Genomic DNA, 26,669 nt, shown 5'->3' on the forward strand with positions numbered 1-26,669 from the left:
CATCTGTGAGCATCAGTCGGGGCATGGCAAGCTCGCAGTTTGTTGGTGTCGGAACCTGTATTCTGTGAGTTTGCCCCTATCCTGCCAATGCTATCCCTCAAAACGTCAACAGGCCCTAGGAAGTTTCCATGCTTTCACGGTTCAAGATCGGTACACGGCTCGCACTGGCTTTTGGCCTGGTATCGCTATTTCTTTTGGGCACTTTAATAGCGGGAGTTATGGGTATCACCTTTACCAAGGATACTGCCCAAAAAACCTTGGACACGGATGTCGCGCTAGCAAGCAATGCAGCGGAAATTCAGCGCCTTTCGCTGCAAGCGCGACGCTTTGAAAAAGATATCTTTATCAACATCAACAGTCCCGAGCGGGTAGCGAACTATCAGCAGCGTTGGGTGGCGACCATCGAGAAAATTCAGGCTGCCTTCCAAGCGGGAAGCCAAATTGCCGATAAAGATAGCCTCAATGTGTTGTACCAGCAGGCAGAAAGCGCCCTCCAGGGGTATGAAGAAGGGTTTATGACGGTCTATCGTCAAATTGAACAGAGCGCTATTACCGAAACCTCTCAAGCCAATCTAGCTTTCGGTGAGCATAAAGATAGTATCTACCAGCTTGAGGAATTGGCTGATGAAATTAGCCTAGTGGCTGACGCGGGAGTAAAGGTTGCTAATGAGGCAATAGATGCCGAGTATCGTTTAGCTATTTGGCAGCTTTGTATCTTCGCGGGGGCGGCGTTATTGATGGCGCTGGCGCTGGCCATTGCTATTACGAGCAGCATCGTACTGCCTTTGCGGCGGGCCGTTGAGGTTGCCCAGCGCGTAGCGGAAGGAGATCTGCGACACGATATCGTAGCAACAGGGCGTGATGAAACGGCTCAATTATTAACCTCCATGGCCGAAATGAGTAAAGCGCTCACTACCTTGGTCGCCTCACTACGTGACTCAAGCGAAAATATCTTGCATGGCGCCAATGAGATTGCCCAAGGCGGCCAGGAACTCGCCTCTCGTACTGAGCAGCAAGCAGCTGCCTTGCAGGAAACGGCTTCAAGTATGGAAGAAATGACGGCAACGGTTCGCCAGAACAGCGATGCAACCAAAGAGGCTGATACGCTGGCCCATGCTTCATCACAGCAGATGCACAATGGCGGTGAAGAAGTGACACGCAGCGTGGAGTTGATGCGTGAAGTGACGGCGGCCTCACTCAGTATGAACAAGATCGTCGAAGCCATCGATGCGATTGCCTTTCAAACCAATATTCTGGCCCTGAACGCCTCCGTGGAAGCGGCGCGTGCTGGTGAGAAAGGCCGTGGGTTTGCGGTAGTGGCTACCGAAGTTCGTTCGCTGGCAAGCCGCAGTGCCGCGTCAGCCAGCGAAATTCGCGGCATGCTGGATGATACACGCAACAAAATAAAGCTGTGTTCTGATCAAGCGGAGCGAGGAGCAACGACTATAGGAGAAACGGAAACGATGATCCAACGTCTTGCCCTGCTGATGGCTGAGGTGTCCTCTGCTACGCGTGAGCAAAGTAGTGGTATCGAGCAGATTAATACAGCGATCACTGAAATGGACTCAACGACTCAGCAAAATAGTGTGCTGGTCCAACAGTCGACGACAGCAGCATTTTCTCTGGAGGAACAGGCTGGGCGGCTTCGCGAGCTAGTAGCGGCGTTTCAAATTGACGATGCGAAGCTGAACAAACTATCAGCACGCACGCCTGCCATGGCTTTACCTTCGAGAGCCACACAGGCAGCGTTTTAATAAGCTAATGCGTTTGCGTATTCCTGTGGGAAGTAAATCTACAAGCTATTCAAAATACTGCCAGAACGATAGAAACAACAACGGCGCCCTAGGGCGCCGTTGTCGGTTATTGCGGTTGAACACGCGCGGTTTATGCAGCGGGTTTAGCTACCAGCGAGCGGGTCTCTTCGCGAGCTTCGGTCAAGATGACGCGAAGCGGGTCGCCAAGCTTGTAGCGCTCTTCGCCTTCGATCTGGATACGTCCCTCTTTATCATCAATCACCACTTTGCTTCGGTCACTGTGCATTAAAGGGGCGGGAACAAAGGCGGTCGCGCCATTTTCCAGCAGGCGAACGCGCATACCGCCACGGTTGATGGCCATGATTTCGGCCTCAAACGTAATCTGGTTCTGTGCGGCAGGCGTTAGGTAGCGCACGTAGAGCCAGTCTTTCACGTCGCGCTCGGCCATACGATTCAGGCGGCGACGCTCCGTCAACTGTTCGGTGAGCTGCTGGGTAGCTTCGGCGGGCGCCTGCTCACCTTTCAGCACGCGCTTGATCAGGCGGTGGTTGACCATATCGCCATACTTACGAATCGGCGAGGTCCAGGTCGCGTAGGCGGCCAGGCCGAGGCCAAAGTGCGGGCCGGGCTGTGCGGACATCATGGTGAAGCCCTGGAAGCGGCGCAGGCGCGCATCCAACCAGGCATCATCGCGGCTTTCCAGCGCACGCTTCAGCTCGGTGTAGCGGGCAAGCTCAGTCAGCGCTTCGCGTTCGACCACGATCTCCTGGCCTGCCAGGAATTCCTGGGCAGCTTCGGCTTTCTCGGGCTCGAACGCACGGTGCACGTTAAAGATACCGTGGCCGATATGCTGGGCCAGGAAGTCCGCGCAGCAGGCATTCGCCACAATCATCGACTCTTCGATCATGCGGTTGGCAATGCGGCGCTCTTCGGTGCGCACGGCCAATACGTTGCCAGCAGGGTCAAGATCAAACACGTAGTCGGGGCGGTCTTTAAACACCAGCGCGTGTTCGTTGCGCCAAGCGGTACGTGCCTCGGTCAAATCACGCAGCGCGGTGAGCTGCTCGGCAATATCATCCGCCGGGGCCCAATCGCCTTGGCCTTCGATCCAGTCGGAGACATTGTCGTAAACGAGCTTGGCGTGAGATTTAACGTTAGCCGCAAAAAAGCGATACTCGCCCAGGCTGCCGTCGGCATTGATATCCAGCGTGCAGGCCAGCGCGGGGCGCTCTTTATCTTCCCACAGCGAGCAGAGGTCATCCGCTAGCTGCTCTGGCAGCATAGTGACGTTCTGACCGGGCAGGTAAACGGTGAAAGCGCGGGTGCGGGCTTCTAAATCAGCCGCATGGCCCTCTTCCACATAGGCGGTGGGGTCGGCAATCGCGACACTCAACTGCCAGCCGCCTTCAGCGCGAGTAGCGACGTGCAGCGCATCGTCCATATCGCGGGTCTTCTCACCATCGATGGTGAAGAAGGGCGTGGACGTTAAATCTTCGCGAATCAGGCCTTCATCCATCAGCGGCCAATCGGTACCCGCATCGGGGCACTCTTGCTCCAGCGCATGGCGGGCAAGTGTGACGCGCCACGGTACTGCCGGATCATCGCTTTTGGCGACCAGCTCATCAATTTGGGCAAAGAAAGCGCGGTCATCGGCTTTTAGCGGATGGCGCACCAGGCGGGCAACGACCCAATCGCCGTCAGCAATGGTGTCTTCATCAAGGCTATTCTTAATCCGCGCCTTGATAACGTTTTTAATCGACGGATGGTCTGGAACCACGGCCAAGCGGCCTTCGCGCTTCTGCACGCGGGAAACAAACCGATCCAGCCCAGCTTCAATCAGCTTTTCGGGCTCAACGGATTTTTTGTCACCGTTCTCGTGGATAACCGCTTCTACACGGTCACCGTGAAGCACTTGCTTCATGGCGGGCGGCGGCACGAAATAGGATTCACCGTCGTCGGTTTCGAGAAACCCGAAACCTTTGTCGGTGGCTTTGATCACCCCTTCAGCACGGGGGGTGGTTTGACGAATCTGTTGCTTGAGCTGGGCAAGCATGGCGTTATTCTGAAGCATGAGCTCAATCAGTTGGCGAGAGTTAGGGTGCCACTATACGGATTCCCGCTTGCCACGCCAATTGCCGCCATGCGAAGTCGGCACTGGTATACGGCGCGTCAAAGGCTTACATGCGCTCAAAAGAATCGGTTAAGCTAAATGCCCATGCCGATGGAGCGCACTATGACACCCCGCCTGATTGTTTCTGACCTGGATGGAACCCTATTAGGAAGCGACCATACCCTGCACGAAAGCACGGTTGACGTGCTGCGGGCGCTGGTGAAGCAAGGCCACCATGTCGCGCTTGCTTCGGGGCGCCACTATCACGATATGCAAGTATTTCGTGATCAGTTGGACATTCCCGCGCACCTGATCAGTACCAACGGCGCCTATGTGCACGACCCACAAGGCACCTTGCTGGCCGCGACCCATGTCGACCCTGAATATGCACAAACGCTGATTAATCTCCCGCGCCCGCCTCAGGTGCGCTTGAACCTCTACCGTGAAAGCGGCTGGCATATTGATGCGGAAGCCCCGCATCTATTATCTCTTCACGCCTCTACCGGGTTTGGTTATGACGTCGTGCCGCCTGATCAGATGGACATTAACGGTGTTGGCAAAGTGCTCTATCTAGGCGACCCTGAGGCGCTGAAACAGCTGGAAGAACAGGCTCATAAGGCCCATGGCGATGCGCTGCATATCACCTACTCGACGATTGACTCCCTGGAGATCATGGCGGGCGGCGTTAACAAAGGCGTTGCGTTAGCCTCACTGCTTGAACGCTTAGAATTAACAGCAGCCGAATGCATGGCGTTTGGTGACAACCTCAATGATACCGAAATGCTCGTGTTAGCCGGGGAAGCCCAGGTAATGGCCAATGCCCACCTTGATCTATTCGACCGTATAAAAGGCGCCGAGCGTATCGGTCATCACGGTGAAGCGGCTGTTGCCGAATGGTTAAAAAAGCGCTTTGAGCTTTAACTGTTACTGGTAAACACTAATGCAACCTTGGTCGTAGCGGTATTGCTACTGCCTAGCCCCTCGACCATCATCAAGGCCCAATAAAGACAACAACGTAGGGCTGAACCCGCTGCGATGACGACAACCCCTGCTACCTTGATTGTGGTCGACGATGACCCGGAAATTTGTGAGCTGCTCGCTGACTACCTGGGTCGGCACGGTTACCGGGTATTTACGGCGGACGGCGCCCAAGCGCTGCATTCTCTGCGCGCTGAACACGCCCCTGACTTGCTGATTGTCGATCTAATGCTCCCCGGTGACGACGGTTTTACCATCTGCCGCGACGTTAGAAAGCACAGCGATGTGCCGATTATCATGCTGACCGCCAGTGCCGATGAGACCGACCGTATTCTTGGTCTGGAACTGGGCGCGGATGACTATTTGGGCAAGCCATTTAACCCTCGCGAATTGCTGGCGCGCATCAAAGCGGTACTGCGCCGCACTCGCAGCGCTCCGCCAGCGTTGCCAGCAGGGCAGGCGCGCTGGGTCAGTTTTGGCAATTGGCAACTCGACCGCATGACCCGCGAGCTGATTGATCTGCAGGGGGAGCGCGCCGCGCTTTCGGGGGCTGATTTTCAGCTACTGCAGGTGTTTTTAGAGCACCCGGCCAAGGTGCTGACACGGGATGATCTCTACGCGCTTACCCGTGGACGGGACGCGCCGCCGCTAGACCGCTCTATTGATGTTCATGTTTGTCGACTGCGCCAACGGCTGGGTGAAGATGCTCAGCACTCGCAGCTGATTCGCACGGTGCGCGGCGCGGGCTATGTGTTAACTGCCCAGGTAGACGCATTAACGTGAAACAAGTGGGGTGGGCCGAGACTAGGCGGCGTTTATCCAGACGAGTGGCCCGCTGGCTGCCGGCGTCGCTGCGCGGGCGCTTTGTGATCATCATGATCGCCGGCGTGCTGGCCGCCCAAGGGGCCAGCTACGCGATCTGGACTTCCCAGGTGCGCTCCAGCCATTTGGCACAGTTGGATGAACTGTCCACCAACATGGCGTTTAGCATCGCCTCCACCATGAAGTTTTTCCGCTCGCTGCCTGTGGACTACCGCCATATCGTGCTCGATCAACTGCGTAACATGGGCGGCACACGTTTTTTCGTCAGCGTTAACGAACGTAGGCTTACCATCGACGATATCGGCTCGGGGCCGGAGAAAGAGGTCGTGGTGAACAACGTGCGCTCGGTGCTCACCCAGCAGCTCAATATCGATGATGTGATTGTCGAGTTCTCCCGCCCGGAAAACCTGCGGGTGCTCAATAATGAAGTGCTGCTCTATGATCTGCCGCCGCGCTGGGGGCAGCACAGCCTGCTGATGGAACCGCTTTCACCGCCGATTCTGGTCGTGCAACTGGAACTAGCCCCAGGCACCTGGCTGTATGTCGCCACGCTGCTGGGGGTGCCGGATATTTTCAGCGGCTATCGCTGGCTCTCTGAAGAGCGTTTGCTGGTCGGGCTGCTGGTGCTGCTGAGCGTGCTGGCGCTCTCGCTATTGGGCATTACCAGCGTGACCCGTCCACTGGCGCGGCTTTCACGGGCAGCCAATCAGTTGGGTGATGACCTGGATATGCCGCCGCTCAAAGAGAGTGGCCCCAAAGAAGTCGCCGCCACCGCCGTAGCGTTTAACCGGATGCAGCGGCGCATCCGCGAGCAGATTGAGGAGCGCGAGCGGCTTTTCTCAGCAATTTCTCACGATTTAAAAACGCCGTTAACCCGGATGCGTCTGCGTGCCGAAATGCTCGATGACGACTACCAGCGGGAGCGCTTTTGCGCTTCATTGGATGAACTGGACAGCCTCGTTAAAGGTGCTTTGGCTTCGGTAAAAGGCTTGGATCTGCACGAAGAACCGGCATCGGTTGATCTAACGCACATGGTCGAAAAGCTAGCTGAAGAGCTAAGCCTTCAGGGCGGTAAGATCACTATCGAGATTAAAAACGGCCACGCTATTGCACCGCTGATTGCCAAACCGCTGGCGCTTAAGCGCTGCCTGGCGAATCTGCTTGAGAATGCCGTGTTCTATGGTAAGCAGGCCGAGGTAGCGCTCGTCGATCACGGTAACGCGGTCACTCTGCATATTCGCGATCACGGCCCCGGTATTCCCGAAGAGCAGCTGGGGCGGGTGTTTTCGCCCTTTGTGCGCTTAGAACCCTCGCGCAGCCGACATACTGGCGGTAGTGGTCTGGGGCTAGGTATCGCCCGGCATATTGCTCGCGCCCACGGCGGCGATATCACCCTTGCTAACCATGCCCAGGGTGGGCTGGTGGTAACGCTCACGCTACCCCGCCAGAAAACTATTACAGGTTTGTAATAAACCGCCAATACTTTGCAGTACTCGGTAACTCCCGTTGACGCAGCCCTTGGCGTAATCTCATGGAGGTCGCATGTCCGAGAGGACAATAACAATATAAGGAGTGACTCCATGTCGACGTTTAAGAAGACAACCCTCGCGCTAGCTTTGGCAGGCGCCGCGCTCGCCAGTACCGCTCAAGCGAATGAAGTCGAAGTGCTGCACTGGTGGACTTCCGGTGGCGAAGCCCGCGCCGCCAATGTGCTTAAAGACTTAATGGAATCCGAAGGCTACGGTTGGCAGGATTTTGCCGTGGCCGGTGGCGGTGGTGAAACCGCCATGACGGTGCTCAAGTCCCGCGCCATGTCGGGCAACCCGCCTTCAGCGGCACAGATCAAAGGCCCCGAGATTCAGGAGTGGGGCGAGTTGGGCCTGCTGGGTGACCTGAACGGCGTTGCCGACGCCGAAGGCTGGGACGAACTGCTGCCGGAAGTTGTGGCCGACATCATGCGCTACGACGGCCAATACGTAGCGGTGCCCGTCAACGTGCACCGGGTCAACTGGTTGTGGGCCAACCCGGAAGTGCTCGAAGCGGCAGGGGTGGAGATGCCCACCACGCTGGATGAGCTATTCGAGGCAGGCGAAGCGATTCGTGAAGCGGGCTTCGTACCGCTGGCTCACGGCGGTCAAGCTTGGCAGGACGCAACGGTATTCGAAAGCGTATTGCTAGGTGGCCAGGGCAGCGAGTTTTACCAGCAGGCATTGGTAGATTTGGATCCTGAAGCCCTGGGTGGTGAACAGATGATCGATGCCCTTGAAGACTTCAAGCGTACGCGTGAGCTGATGGATGAGGGCATGCCCGGTCGCGACTGGAACATTGCCACAGTGATGGTGATTGAGGGAGTGGCTGGCTTTCAGCTGATGGGCGATTGGGCAAAAGGTGAATTCACCGCGGCAGGGCTTACCGCCGGGGAAGATTACCTTTGTGCCGCCGCGCCGGGCACCGAAGATGCATTCACCTTCAACATCGATAGCCTGGCCATGTTCCGGGTCACCGACGACGAAGAGCTGGAAGCACAACAGGCGCTTGCCCGCTTGGTGCTTGAACCTACTTTCCAGGAAGCGTTTAACCTTGCCAAGGGCTCGATTCCGGCGCGTCCTGACCTGGACATGAGCGAATTCGATAGCTGTGCCCAGCAGTCGTTGGCTGATTTTCAGCGCACCGCCGAAGAGGGTGGCCTAGTGCCGAGTATGGCTCACGGCATGGCCGTGCGTGCGGACGTGCAGGGCGCCATTTTCGATGTGGTCACTAACTACTTCAACGACGCCGATATGCCTGCTGAAGAAGCAGCAGAACGTATGGTGAGCGCCGCCGAAGCGGCTTCTTTCTAGATTTTCTAGCGCTTGCGTTCTCTAGGCGCCGCCGCAACGGCGGCGTCTATTCTGCTTAGCAAGAACACTATTTTGCTTAGTAAGAACATTATGCTGCTTGGCAAGGACACTTCTCCGATGAGAGATTCCCTCCCCATGAAAAATACCTCTGCGACGCCTTTAGGGGCTGGCGCTAAGCGGTCGACGCCCTCCGGTGGTTTGCAGGCGTGGCTGCCGCGCTTGGTGCTGGCACCGTCGGTGGCGATTTCGTTGTTCTTTGTTTACGGCTTCATGCTGTGGACGTTTGTGCTCTCGCTGACCAGCTCGCGCATGCTGCCCAGCTACGACTTTGTCGGCTTTGGCCAGTATTCACGCCTGATGGCCAATGAGCGCTGGTGGGTCGCCTCGACCAACCTGATGATTTTTGGCGTGCTGTTCGTGGTGATATGCCTGGCGATTGGCTCGCTGCTGGCCATTCTGCTCGACCAGAAAATTCGCCAAGAGGGTGCGCTGCGCACGATCTATCTCTACCCCATGGCGCTGTCGTTTATCGTGACCGGGGTGGTGTGGAAGTGGCTACTCAACCCGCAGTTGGGTATCCAGGCCATGGTCCAGAGTTGGGGCTTTGAGTCGTTTCGCTTTGATTGGATCACTGACCCGGATATGGCGATTTATACCCTGGTGATTGCCGCCGTATGGCAGGCGTCAGGCTTTGTGATGGCACTCTTTTTAGCCGGCCTGCGGGGCATCGACGACAGTATTGTGAAAGCAGCCCAGTTGGACGGTGCCAGCCTGCCGAGGATTTATTGGCGCGTAGTGATGCCTTGCCTGCGCCCGGTCGTGTTTAGCGCGGTGATGATACTAGCCCATATTGCCATCAAGAGCTTTGACCTAGTCGTCGCGCTCACTGGCGGCGGGCCTGGCTACGCAACCGACTTACCCGCCACCTTTATGTACGCTCACGCCTTTACCCGGGCACAGATTGGCTTGGGCTCTGCCAGCGCCATGCTGATGTTGGGGGGTGTGTTGGCGATTTTGATTCCTTATCTCTATTCCGAATTAAGGAGCCGCAAGCATGGCTAATGTGATTCGTCGTCAGACGCCCGCTGCGCGGCTTTTTCGTGGTCTGCTTTACGGCGTACTGATACTCGCCGCGCTGTTCTATATCTTGCCACTGGTCGTGATGCTAATGACCTCGGTGAAGCCACTGAGCGAAATCAGCGCTGGGTCGCTGCTCTCATTGCCTCAAAACCCGACCCTGACGCCGTGGACAAAAGCCTGGGGCGAAGCCTGCACCGGGATGCGTTGCGAGGGGGTGGGCGGCTACTTCTGGAACTCCTTTGCGATTGTGATTCCAGCGGTGCTGATTTCCACCACCATTGGCGCTCTCAACGGCTACGCGCTAACCAAGTGGCGCTTCAAAGGCTCTGAATTAGTCTTCGCATTAATGCTGTTTGGCTGTTTTATTCCTTTCCAGGTGGTGCTGTTGCCCATGGCGCAAACCCTCGGCTGGCTGGGGATCTCCAGTTCCCGCGCCGGGTTGATCCTGGTTCACGTGGTCTTTGGCATTGCTTTCACCACGCTGTTTTTCCGCAACTTCTACGTGGGTATCCCTAACGAGCTGGTATCGGCGGCGAAGTTGGATGGCGCGGGCTTTTTCCGCATCTTCTGGCGCATTCTACTGCCGGTTTCCGCGCCGATTATCGTGGTGTCGGTGATCTGGCAGTTCACCCAAATCTGGAACGACTTCCTGTTTGGCGTGGCGTTTTCAGCCCACAACACCCAGCCCGTTACCGTGGCGCTCAACAATCTGGTGAATACCTCCACCGGCGTGCGCGAGTACAACGTGGATATGGCAGCGGCCATGATTGCCGCATTGCCCACCCTGGTGGTGTACGTGCTGGCGGGAAAATACTTCGTGCGCGGGCTGACAGCCGGTTCCGTGAAAGGCTAATAATAATCAGATTGATGACAACTTTCTAAAGATTACCTTGGTAAGGTCAGATCAACCCGTAGCGGGGGTCTTTTTCCAGGGATGGAAAAAGTAGCTTCCAGGGAGGGATTTACAGCGCCCCCGCGAAGGGTTGTTCTGACCGGGCTAACAACTTTGTCAGCAGTCTAATAATAGGATTTTCATTATGGCAGCGTTAGAAATCCACAATGTACGCAAAGAGTTCGGCAGCGAGCGGGTGCTCAAAGATGTCAGCATTTCGATCGATTCTGGCGAGTTCCTGATTCTGGTTGGCCCCTCGGGCTGCGGCAAGTCCACGCTGATGAACGCCATTGCCGGGCTAGAGCCGGTGACCGCTGGCAATATCTATATTGATGGTGAAGACGTCACCTGGCGCACCCCCGCAGATCGGGACATCGCCATGGTGTTTCAGTCCTACGCGCTTTACCCCAGCATGACCGTACGCCAGAACATCAGCTTCGGGCTTGAAATGCGCAAGGTGCCCAAACCTGAGCGGGAAGCCGCCGTGGAGCGGGTGGCCGATCTACTGCAGATCACCCATCTGCTGGATCGCAAGCCTGCCCAGCTCTCTGGCGGGCAGCGACAGCGGGTGGCGATGGGTCGGGCCCTGGCCCGGGAGCCCAAGGTGTACCTGTTCGATGAGCCGCTCTCTAATCTGGATGCCAAGCTGCGCGTGGACATGCGCACCGAAATCAAAAAGCTCCACCAGCGCCTGGGCACCACCATTGTTTACGTCACCCACGACCAAGTCGAAGCCATGACCCTGGCGGACTGCATTGCAGTGATGCGCGACGGGCATATCCTGCAGCTCGGCACGCCGGACGAAGTCTACAATAACCCGGTGGATATGTTCGTGGCGGGCTTTATGGGCTCGCCGTCGATGAACTTCATCCGCGCTACGCTGGAGGATGGCAACGGTGGCTATCAACTGCGCATTACCACGCCGGAAGAGGCGGACTTGGTGCTGCCATGGCCGGAAGCGCGTATCGGCGCAGGTATGGCTGAACGGCTTAATCAGCCGGTCATCCTGGGCCTGCGGCCGGAGCACTTCAGCGAAGAGGACGAGCGGTTAACGTCCCAAGCTGAGGGAACACTATTGAGTGCCAATGTGGCGGTGGTAGAGCCTACCGGGGCGGATATCCTGCTGCGTTTGCCGCTGGGCGAACAGGAAGTAACAGCCCGTGTTGGGCCGAAATGCGCGGTGGCTGCTGGGGAGCGCTTAGCGCTGCGTGTCGATATGGGCAGAGCGATTCTATTTGATGCTGAAACCGAGCAGCGTATTGCTTAACCTCCAGTGCGCCAGCGTTACTCTTTTGCACGTGTCGCGGGGGCAGGTTCTTTATCCAGCCGCTTGATCTGCCGCCAGAGGTCTTGACGTAAATCGGCGATCTTTGGCTGCTCATTGGGTGTAAAGGGCACTGGGCGGCACAGACGCTGGGCACGAAGCCCAAGGCGCGCGCTAAGCAGCCCGGTAGCTAGGCCCTGGCCGGCACGGGCGGAGAGGCGCCCGGCTAAATCCAGCGAGAGCATATCCATGCTGGCGTCGGTGGCCAGTTCACTGGCACCGGCAAACGCCATATTGTGCAGAACGTTACGAAATAGTCGTAGGCGACTGGCGTAGCCCAGCTCAAGGCCATACAGGCGGCAGAGCCTGTCTACCATCGCCAGGCTGCGCCAGGCCACCAGTGCCATATCCACCAGCGTTAGTGGGCTAATGGCCACCATAATAGCGGTTTCACCGGACATGCGGGTAACCAAGCGCTGGGCTTCACGGTCGCGGGGGGCTAGCAGGTGGTAGCGCAGCAGTGTTTGGATCTCTTCCCCGCTATGGTGCGGCTGGCTGGCGCGTTGAAACGCCAGCCAATGCGGGTCATCGTCGGCAAGTTTGAGCTGGCGCCTCAACTGTTCGGCCATGGCCCGGGCCTGTTTGGGTGAGCGCAGCGGCAGCTCGGCTAAATCAACGCGTAGTTTGTCGTGGCGCTTGAGACGCCGCAAACGGCCCAGCTCTTTGAGCAGTGATATTCCACCTAATCCAATCAGGCTGATCCCGAATAACTTCCAGGCAATGGCGAGCCACTGGGACTGAGCCAGGGCGTCGGGAATACCGGTGACCAGCTCTGCCGTGCCTAGTCCGGCACCACCCACTAGAGCGAATAGCAGCCCCCAGCGGCGCTTACGCGGCGCACCTAAACTGGCAGCAGGTAAGGCTTTATCCTCTGGAAGAGGTGCTAATGGCTGGTGCTCGCTGGTGCCAGCAAAGGCTTCACGTTGTCGCAAAGCCGAAGCTGGTTCTGTGGCATCTTCAGGCGTGTCATCCAGCGTAAAGTGGCGCCGTGGCTGTGGGGTGGTCATGTCAGTTTGTCTCCAATCAGCCAGTCGATGGCGGCGTCCATGCGAATATGATCCAGCGCTTCCGAAGTGGTTTGCATCGGGCGAAAGCCGGGGAAGTCGAAGCCCTGCTGCTGCCAAAAATTGGCAGTGGGAAGCCGGGCGGGAACATCGCCGGGGTATACCAGTACATCCTCCCCTTCAAGGGTCGTGCCGCGTAGCGCAGGTGAGCGCTTACCCTCGTGGGTGACTTCGCGAGCCTCGGTGGCACGAATGGAGGCCAGAGAAAACGCTTTGACCGGGACATTGGCAAAGCGCAGGTCTTTCAATGGTTCTGCCAGTAAGGCCTCTACCAGTTGTACCACATGGCCGTGTTGGTCAGGAGTGACATGGTCGGCCTTGGTGGCCGCAATCGCCAGCCGGTCAATCTTGGGCGCGAACAGGCGCGTGAGCAGGCTGCGTTTGCCGTAGTCGAAGCTGTGCATTAACTGGCGCAGTGCGCGGGAAAGGTCTTCAAACCGCTCCGGCCCAGCATTCAGCGCACCCAGCACATCCACCAGCACAATCTGGCGGTCAAAGCGGCGGAAGTGATCACGGTAAAAGGGTTTCACCACCTGCTGCTGATAGTAGCGAAAGCGCGCCGCCAGGGTAGCGTAAAGGCTGTTGGCGGGCAGTGCTTCCAGCGCTTCTCTGGAGGTATTGAGTTGAGATGAATTAAGCTGCGGTAGTGGGAAAAACTGCAGTACCGGCGCACCTTGCAGCTCGCCCGGCAGCAAAAAACGCCCCGGCTGCAGGTCGGAGAAGCCTGCCTTTTTGGCACGGCGCAGGCCCTGGGCGTACTCCTCGGCCAGAGCGGCGAGCTGGGCCTCATCCGCCTCGCTTGCCGGGTCGAGCTGTTCCACTGCTGCCAGCCATTCACTAAACAAGCCGCGCCGCTGTTCGCCTGCGTATAGCGCCTGAGCCTGGCTCCAGCTGTAAAAGTCATGCTGCAACAGCGGTAAGTCGAGCAACCACTCGCCGGGGTAGTCAAATAGATCCAGGGTAAGGTGGGCAATTTCAGGGGTTAGCCAGCCGCTGCGGGCAGGGCGGTAACGCAGTTGCAAACGCAGTTCACTAATCCCGCGTGTGGGCTCCGGCCAGCGGGGCGGTGTATCGCGTAGGGCAGCCATGCCCGGGTCGTAAGGAAAGCGTGGCACGCCCAAATCGGGCTGGTTGAGCCGCTGGGCACCCAGCAGGCGGCCTTCACGGGCAGCGGGCAGTAAATCGAGACGCGCTTCTACGCCGGCATGGCGCAGTTGATTGACCAGCGAGGTCAAAAAAGCGGTTTTGCCTGCTTGCGAGAGGCCCGTTACCGCTAAGCGCAACTGGCGATCCCGGCCTCGCTCTAACAAATTGCTCAGTTCGCGACTTAACGGCTGACGCATCCTTTCGATCCCTTTATGGCTCTTGCCAACTTAACGCGGTCCCGGCTCACTTTAAAACTGGGTCTCTTCAAAATCAGCTCTCTTTCAAAACAAGCAGGGCTGTATGACCATTACTGGCGAAACATTAATAGTAACTGTGAAAGCATCGGTAGGGTGGCAATCAAAAAGCCGACCCCCGCCAGCGTGTAGCCCGGCCAGCGGCGAGTCATTTTTTGTGCCAAGGTAAGACCCACTAAACACACCACCATGCCGATTAAATTAAAGGCTAGCGTAGCGGCCTCTAGCCATTGCTGCGGATCCATCGGATCTCCCTAGCTCAAATGAAAGTGAGCGCATGATAGCAAAATATTGATGAACCGAAGGTTAACCGCGGCTTAGGGTAGTACCTAATAAGTGTTGCGCACCGGGTACCAACCAAACCGGGTCTAGGCGCGTATTGGCAGCTTCAACGCAGATAAAATGGCGTGCCGCGTCAGCGGGTGTATCGCCAGGAAGGTCGTTGTTGGGGTGCCACACCACGGTGGAGTCGCTGGACTGCTTGCCGATGCGCAGGCTGCGCTCGCCATCGTTGAGCAGCACGGCTTCATTGGTATGGTAAATGCGGTCAATGGCACCTTGAACGGCCAGCGTACCTTGCTGTTCACTTTCGGCAAAGTCGCGCAGTTTGTCGAGATAGCGGGCGCCGGAAAGACCTTCCAGGCGGCACTGATGGATATCGGCAACGGCGAGGTAGGTGTGCAGTGCGCCGCTGGTTTTAACGGGCGTCTCGCCGATGTTTTCGCTGATCAACTCAACGTTAAGCCGCTGTGCATTGGCTTGCACCACCAAACGTGCCGTGAGCTGAGTATGCAGGCGCTGCTCGGGAGAGAGATGGACTTCAATGCCTTCGGCATGCTCATCGACAGCATCCAGACGCCAGGCCGCGTGACGGGCGAGGCCATGAAACGGGCCGTCGCGATTGGGGCTCTCATCGGCATAGCGCTCGTCAGCAAACCACGGCCAGCAGAGCGGAATACCGCCGCGGATAGCCCCTGGCAGCGCTTGTGGGGTCGGTGTCAGCCATAGCCAATCGGTGTCGCCCTGTGGGCAGAAATGCAGCACCTGAGCACCCTGTAGGCTAATCGCTAACTCTCCCCAAGGCATGTTGAAAAGCACTACGTCGCGGCCTTCCCAGTTGGCCGTTTGCTGACCATCTGTGCTTTTAAGCAGTTGTTTGAGCGAGTCGGGGATCATGAATTTTCCTTTAAGAGTTGCCAAGCATCTACACCGATAGACGCCGAACAGTAACGCTGTGTGCTATGGTAGAACAAGCACGACTGATAGGTAAAACGCGTACTAACATACGTAACTAATGTACGTAGCTAAAACCCGTAAATGAAATCCCGTAAATGAAATAGTAAGGAGACTATATGGGCTTTATTGCATGGTTAATCATTGGTGGCCTGGCTGGTTGGATTGCTGGCAACATCATGCGCGGTGGCGGTTTCGGCATCCTGGGTAATATTGGTGTGGGCATCGTTGGTGCGCTTGTGGGTGGTTTCTTGTTCAGCCTTTTAGGCCTCTCTTCCGGTGGTTTTATCGGTTCGCTGGTCACTGCAACGGTAGGGGCCGTGGTGCTCTTGTGGGTGATTAGTAAGGTCAAAAAAGCGTAGCTGTTTAGCTGTGCCCGTTTGACGACCGCCCGGCCTTGTGCCGGGCGGTGTCGTTTATACAGATGCTATCGGTGTTCGGGCCACTTTCCGTTACACTAGGCGGCTTTATTCCGGCGCTTTGCTGGTGGTGACCCTGTGTTAGTTGGTGGTGATACTATGCTTTTTCGAGGTGCCTCTTGATCGACGCGTTAAATGCTTGGTGGGCTCAACAGCTTGTGCTGTGTGATTGGGCGTTTACTCCTCATCCGCTGGCGGTCGATGCAGGCGCGGCGGAACAGCGCCTGCTGCAATTGGGAATCACCGACCGGGGAGAGCTGGCCGAACAGCTATTTCATGGGCTGGGGGCCCCCGCTGGCCAAGCTGATCGTCTATTGGCGGCTCTAGAGTGGGCCGCGCTAGCCGGGGCAGCAGGCTGGTTAGAGGCGGAACAGTCACGCGCCTGGGCGCACCATTTAACCCGTCGTATTACCAGTGATTACAGCGATTTGCGCGCATGGCTTGCCGATTTACGCCGAGCTCTTGGCGCCCGTGGTTGGGAGTCAGGGGCCGACGATCGGTTTATTGATGCCTGCCAGGCGCTGGCCAATCTCGAAACCGAAGGTGAGGGCATTTCCTGGGAGGCGCTCGAAAATGCCTTGGCTAAACTCCCTCCGCCAGCGTCGCTATGGCCCCAACAGCCCCAGGCACAGAGCTGGCGGCTATGTGCACTATTTCGCCCGATTATTGTGTATCCGGCCAGCCACACCGACTGGCCTGAAGCCGCCGAATGGCTAGCCCACGTGTGGGATGTTCATGACCGTGATGCCCTGCTAGGGGCCATGCTTTGGCTAGGTGCTCAGGGCGAGCGCCAGCGCTGGGATATCGAAGCCCGTGAGCTATTGAGCATGGACACCGCCCAGCGTATGGAGTGGCAGCGCAGCGTGGTGGAAGAGTCGCCCTATGCGCCGGTGCTGAATAAATTTGTTAGCCAGGGTGAGCCGCTGGAGTGGGCTGCCTGGGATTGGCTACGGCTTGTCGAGCTTGCCTGGGCAGGCGCCTGCTGTGGTTGGCTCAGCCAAGAGGAAGCCGATGACTTGGCGGGACATGCCGCCGATTTGATCAGCCGCCGCTACCATGACTGGCACGCGGTTCTTAACGCTTACGGTCGGGGACAGAGTCTGTTTGATGGTATTGACCGCCGAGGGAAAACACCCAGCGAGCGGCATCAGCTACTGCTGCACAGCGCTTATAGCCCCTGGAAACGTCCGCCGGGGGAACTGTTGGATGAGCCCACGCGGAAGGCCTCTCAAGCGCGCATTCGCCAATGGCGTAATACGCCCCATCACTGGCTGCTGGCGCTGGCCAGCGTGCGTGAACCGGATGTGATGCTGCGCCAAATAAACCCGTCAGCCGCACTACCGGAAGAGCAGCGAGCCGATGCGGCGCTTTATTTGCAGGAGTCATTGGGCCTGCACGCCGACGAAGGTGCCCATGCATTGGCGCGCTACTGGTTACCCGCTCAGGCGCATCATCTTAATCAACTGGCAGCCGACGCGGTGCATGGCGTTTTGCCACCCTCACAAAGCTGGTTCGGCCAGCCGACTCCGGAAGAGCTTAAGCAGCGTAATGCCGTTAAGGGTGTGAGCCGCCACGCGGCGACTATCCATATGGCTGAGAAGTTCGCCTTCTATCTGCATATGTCCCTTGATAGCGGCTTATTGGATCGCGGGCCATTGATGGAGTATGCCAGTGCGCTGCGCAGCTGCCTGTGTCGATTTTACCCCAATGCCAAGCGCTTGTTAGACGCCTGGTTTGCGTGGGAGAGCTGCCTGCCTGAGCCCGAGCATGCATCGTTAATTAACGAAATTATTTGGCATATTGAAGACCCAGGCAGCCTGTTCCACTGGTTGGATTGGCGCCACGACGCCTGGCGTGAGCCGGGCAGTCGGCCCACTTTAAGCCACTTCACGGCCATGTCGCTGGTCGGGCCTTTAAACAGTGCCGTATGGAGTGAACCACAGCCCGAAAGCGCCCGTGAGTGCGCTGAAATCCGCGAGTGGGTAGAGAGCCATTACCACTTGAGCAGTGCTGGGGATATGCAGGAATTTTTGACCTACATGCTCGAGGCGGGGGATCGCCAGGAGTATCAAATTAACTACGCTCCTTACACCCTCAATACAGAGCGTTTAAGCGCTGAAATCGCCATTCTTGAATCTGGTGACTGTGCTGAAGATGAGCGCCACCACCTGCTTCGTTTACGTCGGGTACGCGACAACGAAGATGGCTGTAATGACGTCGATATGGCGGCCTGGGATATTGCCCAACTGGTCGATCTGGCGATTGCCGCACGGCAGCTTGGTTGGCTAGATAGCGCTGCGTTTGCCACCGTATTGGATCGCGCTTATCAGCTTGCGGCGGATCACTACGCCGGGTGGCAAGAGTATGCCATGGGCATGTACGCTGGCTTCTCATTTTTTATGGGAGAAACCCCAGAGCGAGAGAGCTTTTTAGCCGGTTTTCGTCAGGCGTTGGTGGCCTGGGTATGCGGTGCGCCGGTGCTAGCTGGGCCGTGGGTGAGCCTGGATTTTCCCGGCAATAAACCGCGCCATTTTGCGCCGTTGCATATAGATACATTGCCTGGTGATCAGCGCACCTTACATTGAGGCTCGCCAAGCATAGGATAACTAGCTTATAGTCGTGCGAGGAAAAATGATTTTTGTCATACCATCCCTTTATTCTATGTGTCGAGGTTAATCGCATGGTTGCGTTGCCACGCCCCGCTGTGACCGCTGTACGTGTTGTAAGTGTTTGTTTTATAGTTACATTGGTGGCTGGTTGCGCAGGCTCGACACGACAGAGCAACATGCAGGCCCCAGAGAATTACTTTTCGATGACGCTACCGGGAATGGGCGCTAACCCGCAAATGTCACCGGTTGATCCCATCGATGCGCAATTGCGCAGTATGCAAGTCCCGCCGCCAACAGTGATTCGTGAGGCGCTGCTGGCCCAGCACCAGCGCTGGGCAGGAACGCCTTACCGGATTGGCGGCACGACAGAAAGAGGGATTGACTGTTCGGCGCTGGTTCGCAATGTTTACCGTGACACCTTTAATTTAGAGTTACCGCGCTCCACTAGGGGGCAAATACACGAGGGACGCCCGATCGACCGCCAAGAGCTGCAGGCGGGCGATCTGGTGTTCTTCAGCCCCCCAGGTCGATATAACCATGTCGGCATTTATGTCGGTAATGGCTATTTTCTGCATGCCTCGACCTCGAAAGGGGTGATTATTTCCAGCTTGGATAATAGTTACTGGCGACGTTACTACTGGCAGGCGCGTCGTGCCCTGCAGCCAACTCATTTGGCCCAGCTAAGCGGAAGTGTTTTCTAGCCGTCAGGCCTCTCACTTTTTAGTTAGGAACGGCATGATTGAAGCCAAAACGCGCGCCTGGTGGCGCGCCACCTTGGCGCTTTGCCTCGGCTCATTTCTTGTTTTTATTAATCTCTATGCACCGCAGCCGCTGTTGCCTGGGTTAAAGGACACTTATGATGTCTCCACCCTGGGCGTTAGCCTGCTCATGTCGGTCTCGACCCTCTCCTTAGCCATTGCACTGCTGGTATTCGGCCCGCTTTCGGATGCCATTGGCCGCGAAGGAATTATGCGCATTACCCTGCTGCTGGCAGGCGGCTGCTCCCTTGCTTTGGCCTTCGCGCCCACCTTTGAAAGCTTGCTACTGCTACGCCTGGTGCAGGGCTTTGTGCTGGGCGGCTTGCCTGCCGTGGCGATCGCCTGGATGGGGGATGAGTTTGAGAAGCCAGCGCTATTAAGTGCGGTAGGGCTCTATATTGGCGCTAACTCGCTCGGCGGAATCAGTGGGCGTGTTGTCGGTGGGGGCGCTGCCGAAATAGGTGGCCCCACCGCGGCATTTTTAGCGGTAGGCATCATGACGCTAATCGGCTGCGTCGTATTTTGGCGGTTGTTGCCCAATAGTCGCTCCTTTACTCCCCAGCGCTTTGAGCTGCGTAAAGCGGCAAGCGATTTAGTCAGTCATCTGCGCAACCCGGTGCTGCTTGCCGCGTACTGCTTGGGTGGCATTAATTTCCTGATATTTATCAACCAATACAGTTACATCACCTTCCGGTTAGCGGCGGCCCCCTATCAACTGGCGGCCAGCGGTTTGGGGCTGATTTTCTTAACCTATCTAGGCGGCACTTTTGGGTCGATGATTTCCGGTCGATTGGCAGGACGTCTTTCGCCAGCGGCATGCATGATGATGGGGGTGGTGATTTTAATGCTGGGCACGGCAATCACCTTACCTGAGTCGCTAGTGCTGATTGTTGTCGGCTTAACCGTCAATGCCTTTGGCTTTTTCCTGGCTCACTCGTTGGCTTCCAGTTGGGTGGGGCGTTATGCCCAGGGCGCCCGGGGAAGCGCCTCGGCGCTCTATTTGGTGTTTTACTATGTGGGCGCCAGTTTGGGTGGCTTCTGGCTGGAGCCGTTTTGGCGCTGGGCCGGTTGGGCGGGGGTGAGTATTGGTTCGTGGCTACTGCTGAGCATTACGCTAATGATTGCCTTCGGCCTCTGGCGTTTTGAACGCCGCCAAATGGTTAGCTAACTTCCACAGTTGCACGCATTGATGACGAGTGCAGGTTTCCGCGAGGGCGCTGTGAACCCATCCCTGGGCGCTACTTTCGACATCTGACCGCCATGGATGGCGGAAATGCCGGAATGGTCAGGAACATTTTCCGGCCATGTCGAAAGACCCTCGCTTCAACCTACCCTCGCATCAACTACCATGGCGTCAATTGACTACCGCTTAAATGCAAGCGCTGTGGGCAAAGACGTTCCAGTAGTGCGTTGTCGTGACTAATCACCAGCACGCCAAGCTGGCGTTGTTCCGCTTCCTGTTTTAGCGCCTGCCAAAGTTCAAGTTGAGTGATGGGATCGAGCATCGTTGAGATTTCATCGGCGATTAGAAAGCGTACCTTTGGTACAAGGGCGCGCAATACACATACGCGCTGTAGCTCTCCCCCTGATAACGATTGTGGAAAGCGAGATAGCCAGCTTGGCTGCACGCCAAACGCTTGGCACTGCGTTTCAGTAGGCGTCCACGCTTCGCGTAAAATCTTGCCGACTCGCCAGCGGGGGTTAACCGCCAGCTCCGGCGATTGCGGCAGCCGTTGAACGGGCTGTATACCGCTTTTCGGCAGAGCCTTACCATCTAAGCTTACCTCTCCTTCAAACGGAGCTAAGTAGCCTGCCAGTAGTTTGCCTAACGTCGATTTGCCTGCCCCCGAGTCACCGCTCAATCCTACCCACTGGCCCGCGTTCAGCGTGAGTGAGATGGAATCAAACAAAGGCGCATCGGGTGAGAAATGAAAGCTGAGCTGGCGCGCTTCAAGCAACGGTGATCTCCTGTTCCGTCGGTTGAGCTTGGCTAACCGCGTGGCTCAAAAAGCCATTGTCGGGCAGTGCTAACCACAATGCCCGGGCATAAGCACTGGCAAGCGAAGCGCCGCTGCCGTGAAAGGCGCGGGCGGAGGCTGTTTCGACCTGCTGGCCGTCGCGCATAATGGTAACGCGATCAGCAATCGGCAGGGCGTGGCGCAGGTCGTGGGTAATTAATATCACCGTTTTTCCTTGGTCGGCCAATCCGCGCAGCGCATCCAAAACACGCTGGCGCTGAAGAGGGTCAAGGCCCACGGTGGGCTCATCGGCAATCACCAGTCGGGCCTGGCTGACATGGGCCATGGCCGTCAACACGCGACGGGCCATGCCGCCGGAAAGCTCGTGGGCGTAGGCCTGCTGGGCGCGAGCATCTAGCTGGTAGTGGTCTAGGGCTCGTTGGGCGGATTGCAGGGCATGACGTGACGATTGTCCGGCGCGCTGGGCCGCCCAGGCCACTTGGCGCTTGGTGCGCGCCAGTGGGTCTAGTGCGTTAAGCGACTGAGGAATAAGCGCCAGCTCCCGGCCGCGAAGCTGGCGTTGGCGAGCTTCGTCGAGCGGTTTTCCTTGGTAGGCAAGCTGTCCATTCAAACGCGCAGCTGTGGGTAGTAAGCCCATAATCGCATAGGCCAACAGACTTTTTCCGGCGCCGGAGGCGCCCACCACGCCATGTACCTCGCCAGAGCAAAACGTTAGCGAAAATTCATTCAGGCAGGTGGCCCATTCCCGCTTCCACCAGGAGACATATAACGGTAGCTGTAGCGACAGCCGATTAATCGTTAACACGGTAAGTCTCCATCAGAAATCTCCTTAAAAGCGCTAAAGGGCCCGGCGTAGATGATTGGAAAGGCGCTCGAATCCCAGTACCATCAACAGCAGCCCCAGGCCGGGAAATACCCCCAGCCACCAGTAGCCGCCGCTTAAATAGCGCATGGCATCGGCCAACAGTACGCCAATAGCGGGCTGGCTGGGGCTCAAGCCAAAGCCCAAAAAGGTCAATGCCGCTTCGTGGAGAATGGCGTGAGGGAACAGCAGCAGGGCGCCGACCAAACAGTGGGGGAGCAGATGGGGTAACAGGTGTCCGTGGAGTACAAACCAGCGTGATTTACCTAGCGCCCGGGAGATTCGCACATAGGGGGCCTGGCGCAATTGCCAAAGCTCCGCGCGCAGCACTCGGGCAAGGCTTGGCCAGTGGGTCACCGCCACGGCAATAATCACCGCCTGGGTGCCGCCGCCCAGCGCAAAGGCGATCAATATCAATAAAATGAGATGCGGTACGCTAAGTAGCGTATCAATCAGCAAACTCACCAGTGTATCCAGCCGGGACGACAGCGTGGCTAGGGCAGCCAAGCTCAGCGCAATCAGTGTACTCAGTAGAGCGGCCAGGCAGCCCACCCAAAAGCTAAGTGCCAGCCCCGCCAGCGTGCGCGCCCAGAGCTCCCGGCCTAACGCGTCAGTGCCGAGCCAGTGATCAACGCTGGGCGGCGTTAGCCGGGCATCAAACTGCATCTGCTGCGGCGCATCGCCTAGCAGCCATTGGCTAGCGATTAACCCCATCACCAGCAGGGTGGTAACGAACAGGCTGAGTGCGGCACGAAGACGTGGCTGTGAATAGATATTGGGTGGTGGATAGCTGGGTGGTTGGCCTGAGTTCATAGGCCACCTGACGTCATGCGCGGATCGATAGCGCTATACAGGCTATCGGCGATCATATTACCGACGCTAACAAACAGCGCGGTAAAGAGCGCAATGCCCAGCAGTAGGGGAATGTCGCTACGCAAGCCCGCTGCTACCGTGGCTTGCCCTAAACCGGGGTAAGCAAAGACTTGCTCGATGAGAATCGAGCCGCCAAAGAGCTCCCCCAGCGAGGCAAACGCAAGCGTAATCGCCGGTAAGCTGGCGTGACGGAGGCCGTGCCGCCAAGCGATATCAAACCGGCTAGCGCCCTGGGCGAAGGCGTGGGTCGCCACCTCAGAGCGCATTAGTTCCAGCATGCGGGCACGGGTATGCAGGGTGATATTGGCGATGCCCAGCAGTGCCAGAGTGATGACGGGCAGCAGCAGATGATGCAATCGGGAGGCGAGGGTGACATCTTGATTCAAGACCCCAGTGGGGCCCGCGCAGCAGGTGGGTGCCCAACCCAAGGTGACCGAAAATAGCAGCACGGCGACTATCGCCAGCCAAAAAGCAGGCGTAGAGGCGGTAATATAGGCATAGGTACTAATGAGGTTATCCAGCGTGGAGCCCTCTTTAGCGCCTGCCGCAACGCCGAGACTAAACCCCAGCAGCGCTGCGAGTAGCCAGGCGCTGCCCAGCAGCATGATTGAGCGCTGAAATCGCTGACCGATAACCTCGCTGACCGGCTGGTTATAAACATGGCTCCAGCCTAGATCACCGCTTACCAGCTGGCGCAACCAGTGCCCAAACTGAACGGCGGGTGGCGCATCGAATCCCCAGCGTTCGGCAATCAGTGCACGCTGTTCCGGGCTGACTTGGGCCATCTGTGGTCCAAGGTAGGCATCCACGGGGTCGACGGGCGAGGCCATCATCAGCCCAAATGACACCAGGGCGACGCATAGCAGCACCAGCGTCAGGCGACTCAGGCGCCTTGCGATACGCGGGATTAATTGCATGCCCAGCGCCATTCAAGCAGATTAGCGGTGATGGGCCAGCCGTGGCCGTGGGGCGCAATGCCAAGCTCGCCAACGTCTAAACAGGTGTTGGCGAAGTAAGCGTGTTCAAGGTTAACCAGCCACGCCCAGCTGCTATCGCCGCGTACGCCATAGCCAGTGGTGCCATCCCATTGGGCAGCGCGCCAGTACTGGTTAGCTTCTTCAATACTCTTCGCAGCCTGGGCGGCATCTAAGTATGTATCCACTTCAGCGTTGGCGTAGAGGCCGCTGTTATAAAAACCGTTACCGGCATGCTGACTGTGGAAAAGGTAGTAGACCTCCTGGGGGCTGCGACTGCCAAAACCGAATAGGATGGCGTCCTGATGAAGCGCTTCACGCTGGATTTCATCCCAGTGGCGGCCTGTTGGCTGCATCTCGATGCCCAATGGTCGAACCATCTCGGCACTCACTTCCGCAAGCAGTTGACGGGTGGTATCGCTTGAGGGGTAGGTAAGCCGAAAGCGAGCGGGTAGGCCATCTTTATAGCGCAGGCCGTCGTCGCGCAGGTTCCAGCCTGCTGCGTCGAGAAGCTTCTCAGCGCGGGCAATATTAGGTGCTTCAACTCGCTCTTCTTCACTGCTCCAAGGGAGCCCATCGGCAGGGCCGTAAGCGGGGCGGCCGTAGCCATGCAACGCCACCTCTACCAATGTCTTTCTGTCCACGGCGAGGTTAATCGCCTGACGAATCGCAAGATCCGCGGTCACGTCGTTGCCAATCGGTGCGCCGGAAGCGGCGTGTTCGCCATTTACAGGCTGCATGGGGAAAAGAATGCCGCGATTATCGACGCTCTCCATGGTGACCCGTTGCATATGCCCAGGCACATTGGCCGCCAACGCCGGTGGAATGGATGCGATATCGACTTGGCCTGCATGGGCCGCACTGAGCGTGGCGTCTTCATTGGTAAACAGAAATATCAGGCGATCGAAGGCGGGGGCAGGGCCGTAAAAATAGGGATTTCGTTCAACTATCAGCTGTTCGCCTTCCTGCCACTCCATCAGTTGATAGGGGCCAGAGCCTAAGGGATGTCGGCCGTATTGCTCGCTATAGCCGTTATCCCGCTCGGCGTGGGGCACAATGCCCAGCGTCATCAGTTGGTCTATAAAGGTAATTCGCGGGGCATGAAGGTGAAGGGCGACGGTCTGATCATCAACGGCATTGGCCTCTTCGAGCGCGCTTAAGTCTGCCCGCCCGCCTGCCTCTGCCGCGGTATTGAAAGTGTAGGCTACGTCTTCGGCGGTCAGCGCTGTGCCGTCGGCAAAGCGGGCATCTTCACGTAGCGTCAGTGTCCAGGTGAGGCGGTCTTCAGAGAGCGACCACTCGGTGGCTAATTCTGGCTGGGGTGAAAGGTCTCTGCCCCGCGAGAGTAGCGTCGACTGAAACAGCGGAGTACCGTACTGCCCCCAGCCTAAAAGTGGATCGAAGCCCTGTTCGGGTTCGCCACCAATGGCCAGAATTAACTGCTCTTTTGCCTCGGCGGTGCTGATGGCAGCTAAACAACTTAGCACAATACCCAGTAAGATAGGCCGAGTTGGTGGAGCCATCGCTTTATCCTTTACGCTATTTAGTATGATGTTTTTACAATAACATCATACTAACGGTGGCGGCAGCACATGGAAAGCAGGTCTTATAAGAGGAGGCGTGAATGCAGCGTGTAACGGTAACGCTTGATGAGGAACTGGTGGCAGAAGTAGATGCGTTGATGCACGAGCGCGGCTACCAAAACCGCTCAGAAGCGATTCGTGATTTAACCCGCAGTGGCTTAAAACAAGTGAGAGAAGAGGCTGCACCGGATTCGCCCTGCATGGGCGCACTGGTGTATGTTTACGACCATGCCGCTCGCGAGCTATCTAAGCGCTTGACCCGTCATTCCCATGACCATCATGAACTCACGCTTTCGACCCTGCACGTGCATATCAATCATGACAGTTGCCTGGAAGTAACGCTGCTCAAAGGTCAGGGGCGTGCGCTTAAGCAGTTCGCCGCTGAAGTTACCTCGTCGCGAAGCGTGCGCCACGGCCAGCTAGTGCTGATACCCGATGAATAAGCAAATTTTTCGTTAGCCACAAAAAAGGTGACCCGCAGGTCACCTTTTTCTATCGGTAGCGGGAGCGTCTTAGTGCTCAACGCCGCCTTCGCCGTGCACGTGGCCATGCTCGACTTCTTCAGCACTGGCTTCACGTACTTCCGCGATCTCAACGTCAAAGTTGAGCTGCTGGCCTGCCAGCGGGTGGTTGCCATCAACAACGACCGTATCGCCTTCAACTTTCTTAACAGTAACCATCAACGGGCCACCTTGAGTCTGGGCTTGGAACTGCATGCCCGGCTCAATGCTTTCAACGCCCTGGAACGCATCGCGCGGTACTTCCTGCATTAGCTGCTCTTGCAGCTCGCCATAACCTTCTTCAGGTGAAACGCTAACGTTCAGCTTTTCGCCAGCAGCACGGCCTTCCAGCTCTTTCTCAAGGCCCGGAATAATGTTACCGGCGCCATGGAGGTAGGTAAGCGGCTCACGGCCTTCAGAACTGTCTAGCACTTCACCTGCATCGTTAGTCAGGGTGTAGTGAAACGCGACAACCGAGTTTTGCGCAATTTGCATGGAATAACCTTTCGGTGAGTGCATGTTCCAACATGGTAACGCGTGTAGGCTGACTTGTCAGGGGGTAAGGGCGCTTTTTCCTACCCACCACTTTCGACGGTATTGCGCGCTAGGGTGACC

The 26,669-nt window shown here is 57.3% G+C and carries 24 protein-coding genes; 13 read left to right on the top strand and 11 right to left on the bottom strand.

Annotation, left to right across the window (positions count from 1 at the left end):
* Positions 1 to 128: 128 nt before the first annotated feature.
* On the top strand, positions 129 to 1,754 hold the full coding sequence (locus HUO07_RS05140) for a methyl-accepting chemotaxis protein (RefSeq protein ID WP_176302668.1): 1,626 nt from the start codon (positions 129 to 131) through the stop codon (positions 1,752 to 1,754).
* A 130-nt stretch (positions 1,755 to 1,884) separates the two neighbouring features.
* Here the strand turns inward: HUO07_RS05140 and HUO07_RS05145 are convergent, their stop codons facing one another.
* Positions 1,885 to 3,825: an exoribonuclease II gene (locus tag HUO07_RS05145; protein WP_176302669.1), complete on the bottom strand. Its 1,941-nt coding sequence runs from the start codon at positions 3,823 to 3,825 to the stop codon at positions 1,885 to 1,887.
* A 162-nt stretch (positions 3,826 to 3,987) separates the two neighbouring features.
* On the opposite strand from HUO07_RS05145, the gene HUO07_RS05150 reads away from it, so the two are divergent.
* The 7 genes from HUO07_RS05150 to HUO07_RS05180 all read left to right on the top strand — a co-directional run bounded on the left by HUO07_RS05150 (position 3,988) and on the right by HUO07_RS05180 (position 11,743).
* Entirely contained in the window at positions 3,988 to 4,785 is a 798-nt protein-coding gene (locus HUO07_RS05150; RefSeq protein ID WP_176302670.1) for a Cof-type HAD-IIB family hydrolase, read from the top strand.
* A gap of 114 nt (positions 4,786 to 4,899) precedes the next feature.
* The gene (locus HUO07_RS05155) at positions 4,900 to 5,625 is read left to right on the top strand and encodes a response regulator (protein ID WP_176302671.1); all 726 of its coding nucleotides are present in this window, start codon (positions 4,900 to 4,902) and stop codon (positions 5,623 to 5,625) included.
* Entirely contained in the window at positions 5,622 to 7,133 is a 1,512-nt protein-coding gene (locus tag HUO07_RS05160; protein ID WP_176302672.1) for an ATP-binding protein, read from the top strand. Before HUO07_RS05155 ends, HUO07_RS05160 begins: the two co-directional genes overlap by 4 nt.
* A gap of 111 nt (positions 7,134 to 7,244) precedes the next feature.
* A complete protein-coding gene (locus tag HUO07_RS05165) occupies positions 7,245 to 8,504 on the top strand; it encodes an ABC transporter substrate-binding protein (protein WP_176302673.1) in 1,260 nt (419 codons plus the stop codon).
* A gap of 135 nt (positions 8,505 to 8,639) precedes the next feature.
* Positions 8,640 to 9,566 carry a carbohydrate ABC transporter permease gene (locus HUO07_RS05170; protein ID WP_176302674.1) on the top strand — a complete coding sequence of 309 codons (927 nt, stop codon included), beginning with the start codon at positions 8,640 to 8,642 and terminating at the stop codon, positions 9,564 to 9,566.
* Complete coding sequence (locus tag HUO07_RS05175) at positions 9,559 to 10,437, top strand: carbohydrate ABC transporter permease (protein WP_176302675.1); 879 nt, start codon at positions 9,559 to 9,561, stop codon at positions 10,435 to 10,437. The genes HUO07_RS05170 and HUO07_RS05175 overlap by 8 nt, the downstream gene beginning before the upstream one ends.
* A gap of 184 nt (positions 10,438 to 10,621) precedes the next feature.
* Complete coding sequence (locus HUO07_RS05180; protein WP_176302676.1) at positions 10,622 to 11,743, top strand: ABC transporter ATP-binding protein; 1,122 nt, start codon at positions 10,622 to 10,624, stop codon at positions 11,741 to 11,743.
* A 17-nt stretch (positions 11,744 to 11,760) separates the two neighbouring features.
* On the opposite strand, the gene HUO07_RS05185 is transcribed toward HUO07_RS05180, so the two are convergent.
* The 4 genes from HUO07_RS05185 to HUO07_RS05200 form a co-directional block, all read right to left on the bottom strand.
* Positions 11,761 to 12,807, bottom strand: coding sequence for a YcjF family protein (locus tag HUO07_RS05185; protein WP_176302677.1), 1,047 nt, complete (start codon positions 12,805 to 12,807; stop codon positions 11,761 to 11,763).
* Positions 12,804 to 14,207, bottom strand: coding sequence for a YcjX family GTP-binding protein (locus tag HUO07_RS05190; RefSeq protein WP_176302678.1), 1,404 nt, complete (start codon positions 14,205 to 14,207; stop codon positions 12,804 to 12,806). The genes HUO07_RS05185 and HUO07_RS05190 overlap by 4 nt, the downstream gene beginning before the upstream one ends.
* Positions 14,208 to 14,317: 110 nt before the next feature.
* Positions 14,318 to 14,509: a hypothetical protein gene (locus HUO07_RS05195; protein WP_008958538.1), complete on the bottom strand. Its 192-nt coding sequence runs from the start codon at positions 14,507 to 14,509 to the stop codon at positions 14,318 to 14,320.
* 61 nt (positions 14,510 to 14,570) lie between these two features.
* Complete coding sequence (locus tag HUO07_RS05200) at positions 14,571 to 15,440, bottom strand: D-hexose-6-phosphate mutarotase (RefSeq protein ID WP_101146083.1); 870 nt, start codon at positions 15,438 to 15,440, stop codon at positions 14,571 to 14,573.
* A 176-nt stretch (positions 15,441 to 15,616) separates the two neighbouring features.
* Between HUO07_RS05200 and HUO07_RS05205 the strand changes: the two genes are divergently transcribed.
* The 4 genes from HUO07_RS05205 (at position 15,617) to HUO07_RS05220 (ending at position 20,451) form a co-directional block, all read left to right on the top strand.
* Positions 15,617 to 15,859 carry a GlsB/YeaQ/YmgE family stress response membrane protein gene (locus HUO07_RS05205; protein WP_101146084.1) on the top strand — a complete coding sequence of 81 codons (243 nt, stop codon included), beginning with the start codon at positions 15,617 to 15,619 and terminating at the stop codon, positions 15,857 to 15,859.
* Between the two features lie 176 nt (positions 15,860 to 16,035).
* Positions 16,036 to 18,501 (top strand): DUF1266 domain-containing protein, encoded by a 2,466-nt coding sequence (locus HUO07_RS05210; protein WP_176302679.1) that lies wholly within the window; start codon positions 16,036 to 16,038, stop codon positions 18,499 to 18,501.
* 200 nt (positions 18,502 to 18,701) lie between these two features.
* The gene (locus HUO07_RS05215) at positions 18,702 to 19,226 is read left to right on the top strand and encodes a C40 family peptidase (protein WP_176302680.1); all 525 of its coding nucleotides are present in this window, start codon (positions 18,702 to 18,704) and stop codon (positions 19,224 to 19,226) included.
* 34 nt (positions 19,227 to 19,260) lie between these two features.
* The gene (locus HUO07_RS05220; RefSeq protein WP_176302681.1) at positions 19,261 to 20,451 is read left to right on the top strand and encodes an MFS transporter; all 1,191 of its coding nucleotides are present in this window, start codon (positions 19,261 to 19,263) and stop codon (positions 20,449 to 20,451) included.
* A 175-nt stretch (positions 20,452 to 20,626) separates the two neighbouring features.
* Here HUO07_RS05220 and HUO07_RS05225 read toward each other — a convergent pair whose 3' ends face one another.
* Genes HUO07_RS05225 through HUO07_RS05245 form a run of 5 tightly spaced genes read right to left on the bottom strand, consistent with a single transcriptional unit; the run spans position 20,627 to position 25,494 of the window.
* Positions 20,627 to 21,241 carry an ABC transporter ATP-binding protein gene (locus HUO07_RS05225; protein WP_176302682.1) on the bottom strand — a complete coding sequence of 205 codons (615 nt, stop codon included), beginning with the start codon at positions 21,239 to 21,241 and terminating at the stop codon, positions 20,627 to 20,629.
* Positions 21,234 to 22,067: an ATP-binding cassette domain-containing protein gene (locus HUO07_RS05230; RefSeq protein ID WP_176302683.1), complete on the bottom strand. Its 834-nt coding sequence runs from the start codon at positions 22,065 to 22,067 to the stop codon at positions 21,234 to 21,236. The genes HUO07_RS05225 and HUO07_RS05230 overlap by 8 nt, the downstream gene beginning before the upstream one ends.
* Before the next feature lie 33 nt (positions 22,068 to 22,100).
* Complete coding sequence (locus tag HUO07_RS05235; protein ID WP_176302684.1) at positions 22,101 to 22,937, bottom strand: ABC transporter permease; 837 nt, start codon at positions 22,935 to 22,937, stop codon at positions 22,101 to 22,103.
* The gene (locus HUO07_RS05240) at positions 22,934 to 23,914 is read right to left on the bottom strand and encodes an ABC transporter permease (protein WP_176302685.1); all 981 of its coding nucleotides are present in this window, start codon (positions 23,912 to 23,914) and stop codon (positions 22,934 to 22,936) included. Before HUO07_RS05240 ends, HUO07_RS05235 begins: the two co-directional genes overlap by 4 nt.
* Entirely contained in the window at positions 23,905 to 25,494 is a 1,590-nt protein-coding gene (locus tag HUO07_RS05245) for an ABC transporter substrate-binding protein (RefSeq protein WP_176302686.1), read from the bottom strand. The genes HUO07_RS05240 and HUO07_RS05245 overlap by 10 nt, the downstream gene beginning before the upstream one ends.
* A gap of 101 nt (positions 25,495 to 25,595) precedes the next feature.
* Between HUO07_RS05245 and nikR the strand changes: the two genes are divergently transcribed.
* A complete protein-coding gene (nikR, locus tag HUO07_RS05250; RefSeq protein ID WP_176302687.1) occupies positions 25,596 to 25,997 on the top strand; it encodes a nickel-responsive transcriptional regulator NikR in 402 nt (133 codons plus the stop codon).
* Positions 25,998 to 26,066: 69 nt separating this feature from the next.
* Here nikR and HUO07_RS05255 read toward each other — a convergent pair whose 3' ends face one another.
* Positions 26,067 to 26,549 (bottom strand): FKBP-type peptidyl-prolyl cis-trans isomerase, encoded by a 483-nt coding sequence (locus HUO07_RS05255; RefSeq protein WP_071695751.1) that lies wholly within the window; start codon positions 26,547 to 26,549, stop codon positions 26,067 to 26,069.
* Between the last annotated feature and the right edge of the window lie 120 nt (positions 26,550 to 26,669).

Source organism: Vreelandella maris (assembly GCF_013371085.1).
Classification (GTDB): Bacteria; Pseudomonadota; Gammaproteobacteria; order Pseudomonadales; family Halomonadaceae; genus Vreelandella; species Vreelandella maris.

Bases quoted from the DNA above. Each gene is read 5' to 3' on its own strand.
- HUO07_RS05140 (WP_176302668.1), top strand. From the start codon at position 129: ATGCTTTCACGGTTCAAGATCGGTACACGGCTCGCACTGGCTTTTGGC.
- HUO07_RS05145 (WP_176302669.1), bottom strand. From the start codon at position 3,825: ATGCTTCAGAATAACGCCATGCTTGCCCAGCTCAAGCAACAGATTCGT.
- HUO07_RS05150 (WP_176302670.1), top strand. From the start codon at position 3,988: ATGACACCCCGCCTGATTGTTTCTGACCTGGATGGAACCCTATTAGGA.
- HUO07_RS05155 (WP_176302671.1), top strand. From the start codon at position 4,900: ATGACGACAACCCCTGCTACCTTGATTGTGGTCGACGATGACCCGGAA.
- HUO07_RS05165 (WP_176302673.1), top strand. From the start codon at position 7,245: ATGTCGACGTTTAAGAAGACAACCCTCGCGCTAGCTTTGGCAGGCGCC.
- HUO07_RS05170 (WP_176302674.1), top strand. From the start codon at position 8,640: ATGAAAAATACCTCTGCGACGCCTTTAGGGGCTGGCGCTAAGCGGTCG.
- HUO07_RS05175 (WP_176302675.1), top strand. From the start codon at position 9,559: ATGGCTAATGTGATTCGTCGTCAGACGCCCGCTGCGCGGCTTTTTCGT.
- HUO07_RS05180 (WP_176302676.1), top strand. From the start codon at position 10,622: ATGGCAGCGTTAGAAATCCACAATGTACGCAAAGAGTTCGGCAGCGAG.
- HUO07_RS05185 (WP_176302677.1), bottom strand. From the start codon at position 12,807: ATGACCACCCCACAGCCACGGCGCCACTTTACGCTGGATGACACGCCT.
- HUO07_RS05190 (WP_176302678.1), bottom strand. From the start codon at position 14,207: ATGCGTCAGCCGTTAAGTCGCGAACTGAGCAATTTGTTAGAGCGAGGC.
- HUO07_RS05195 (WP_008958538.1), bottom strand. From the start codon at position 14,509: ATGGATCCGCAGCAATGGCTAGAGGCCGCTACGCTAGCCTTTAATTTA.
- HUO07_RS05200 (WP_101146083.1), bottom strand. From the start codon at position 15,440: ATGATCCCCGACTCGCTCAAACAACTGCTTAAAAGCACAGATGGTCAG.
- HUO07_RS05205 (WP_101146084.1), top strand. From the start codon at position 15,617: ATGGGCTTTATTGCATGGTTAATCATTGGTGGCCTGGCTGGTTGGATT.
- HUO07_RS05215 (WP_176302680.1), top strand. From the start codon at position 18,702: ATGCAGGCCCCAGAGAATTACTTTTCGATGACGCTACCGGGAATGGGC.
- HUO07_RS05220 (WP_176302681.1), top strand. From the start codon at position 19,261: ATGATTGAAGCCAAAACGCGCGCCTGGTGGCGCGCCACCTTGGCGCTT.
- HUO07_RS05235 (WP_176302684.1), bottom strand. From the start codon at position 22,937: ATGAACTCAGGCCAACCACCCAGCTATCCACCACCCAATATCTATTCA.
- HUO07_RS05240 (WP_176302685.1), bottom strand. From the start codon at position 23,914: ATGCAATTAATCCCGCGTATCGCAAGGCGCCTGAGTCGCCTGACGCTG.
- HUO07_RS05245 (WP_176302686.1), bottom strand. From the start codon at position 25,494: ATGGCTCCACCAACTCGGCCTATCTTACTGGGTATTGTGCTAAGTTGT.
- nikR (WP_176302687.1), top strand. From the start codon at position 25,596: ATGCAGCGTGTAACGGTAACGCTTGATGAGGAACTGGTGGCAGAAGTA.
- HUO07_RS05255 (WP_071695751.1), bottom strand. From the start codon at position 26,549: ATGCAAATTGCGCAAAACTCGGTTGTCGCGTTTCACTACACCCTGACT.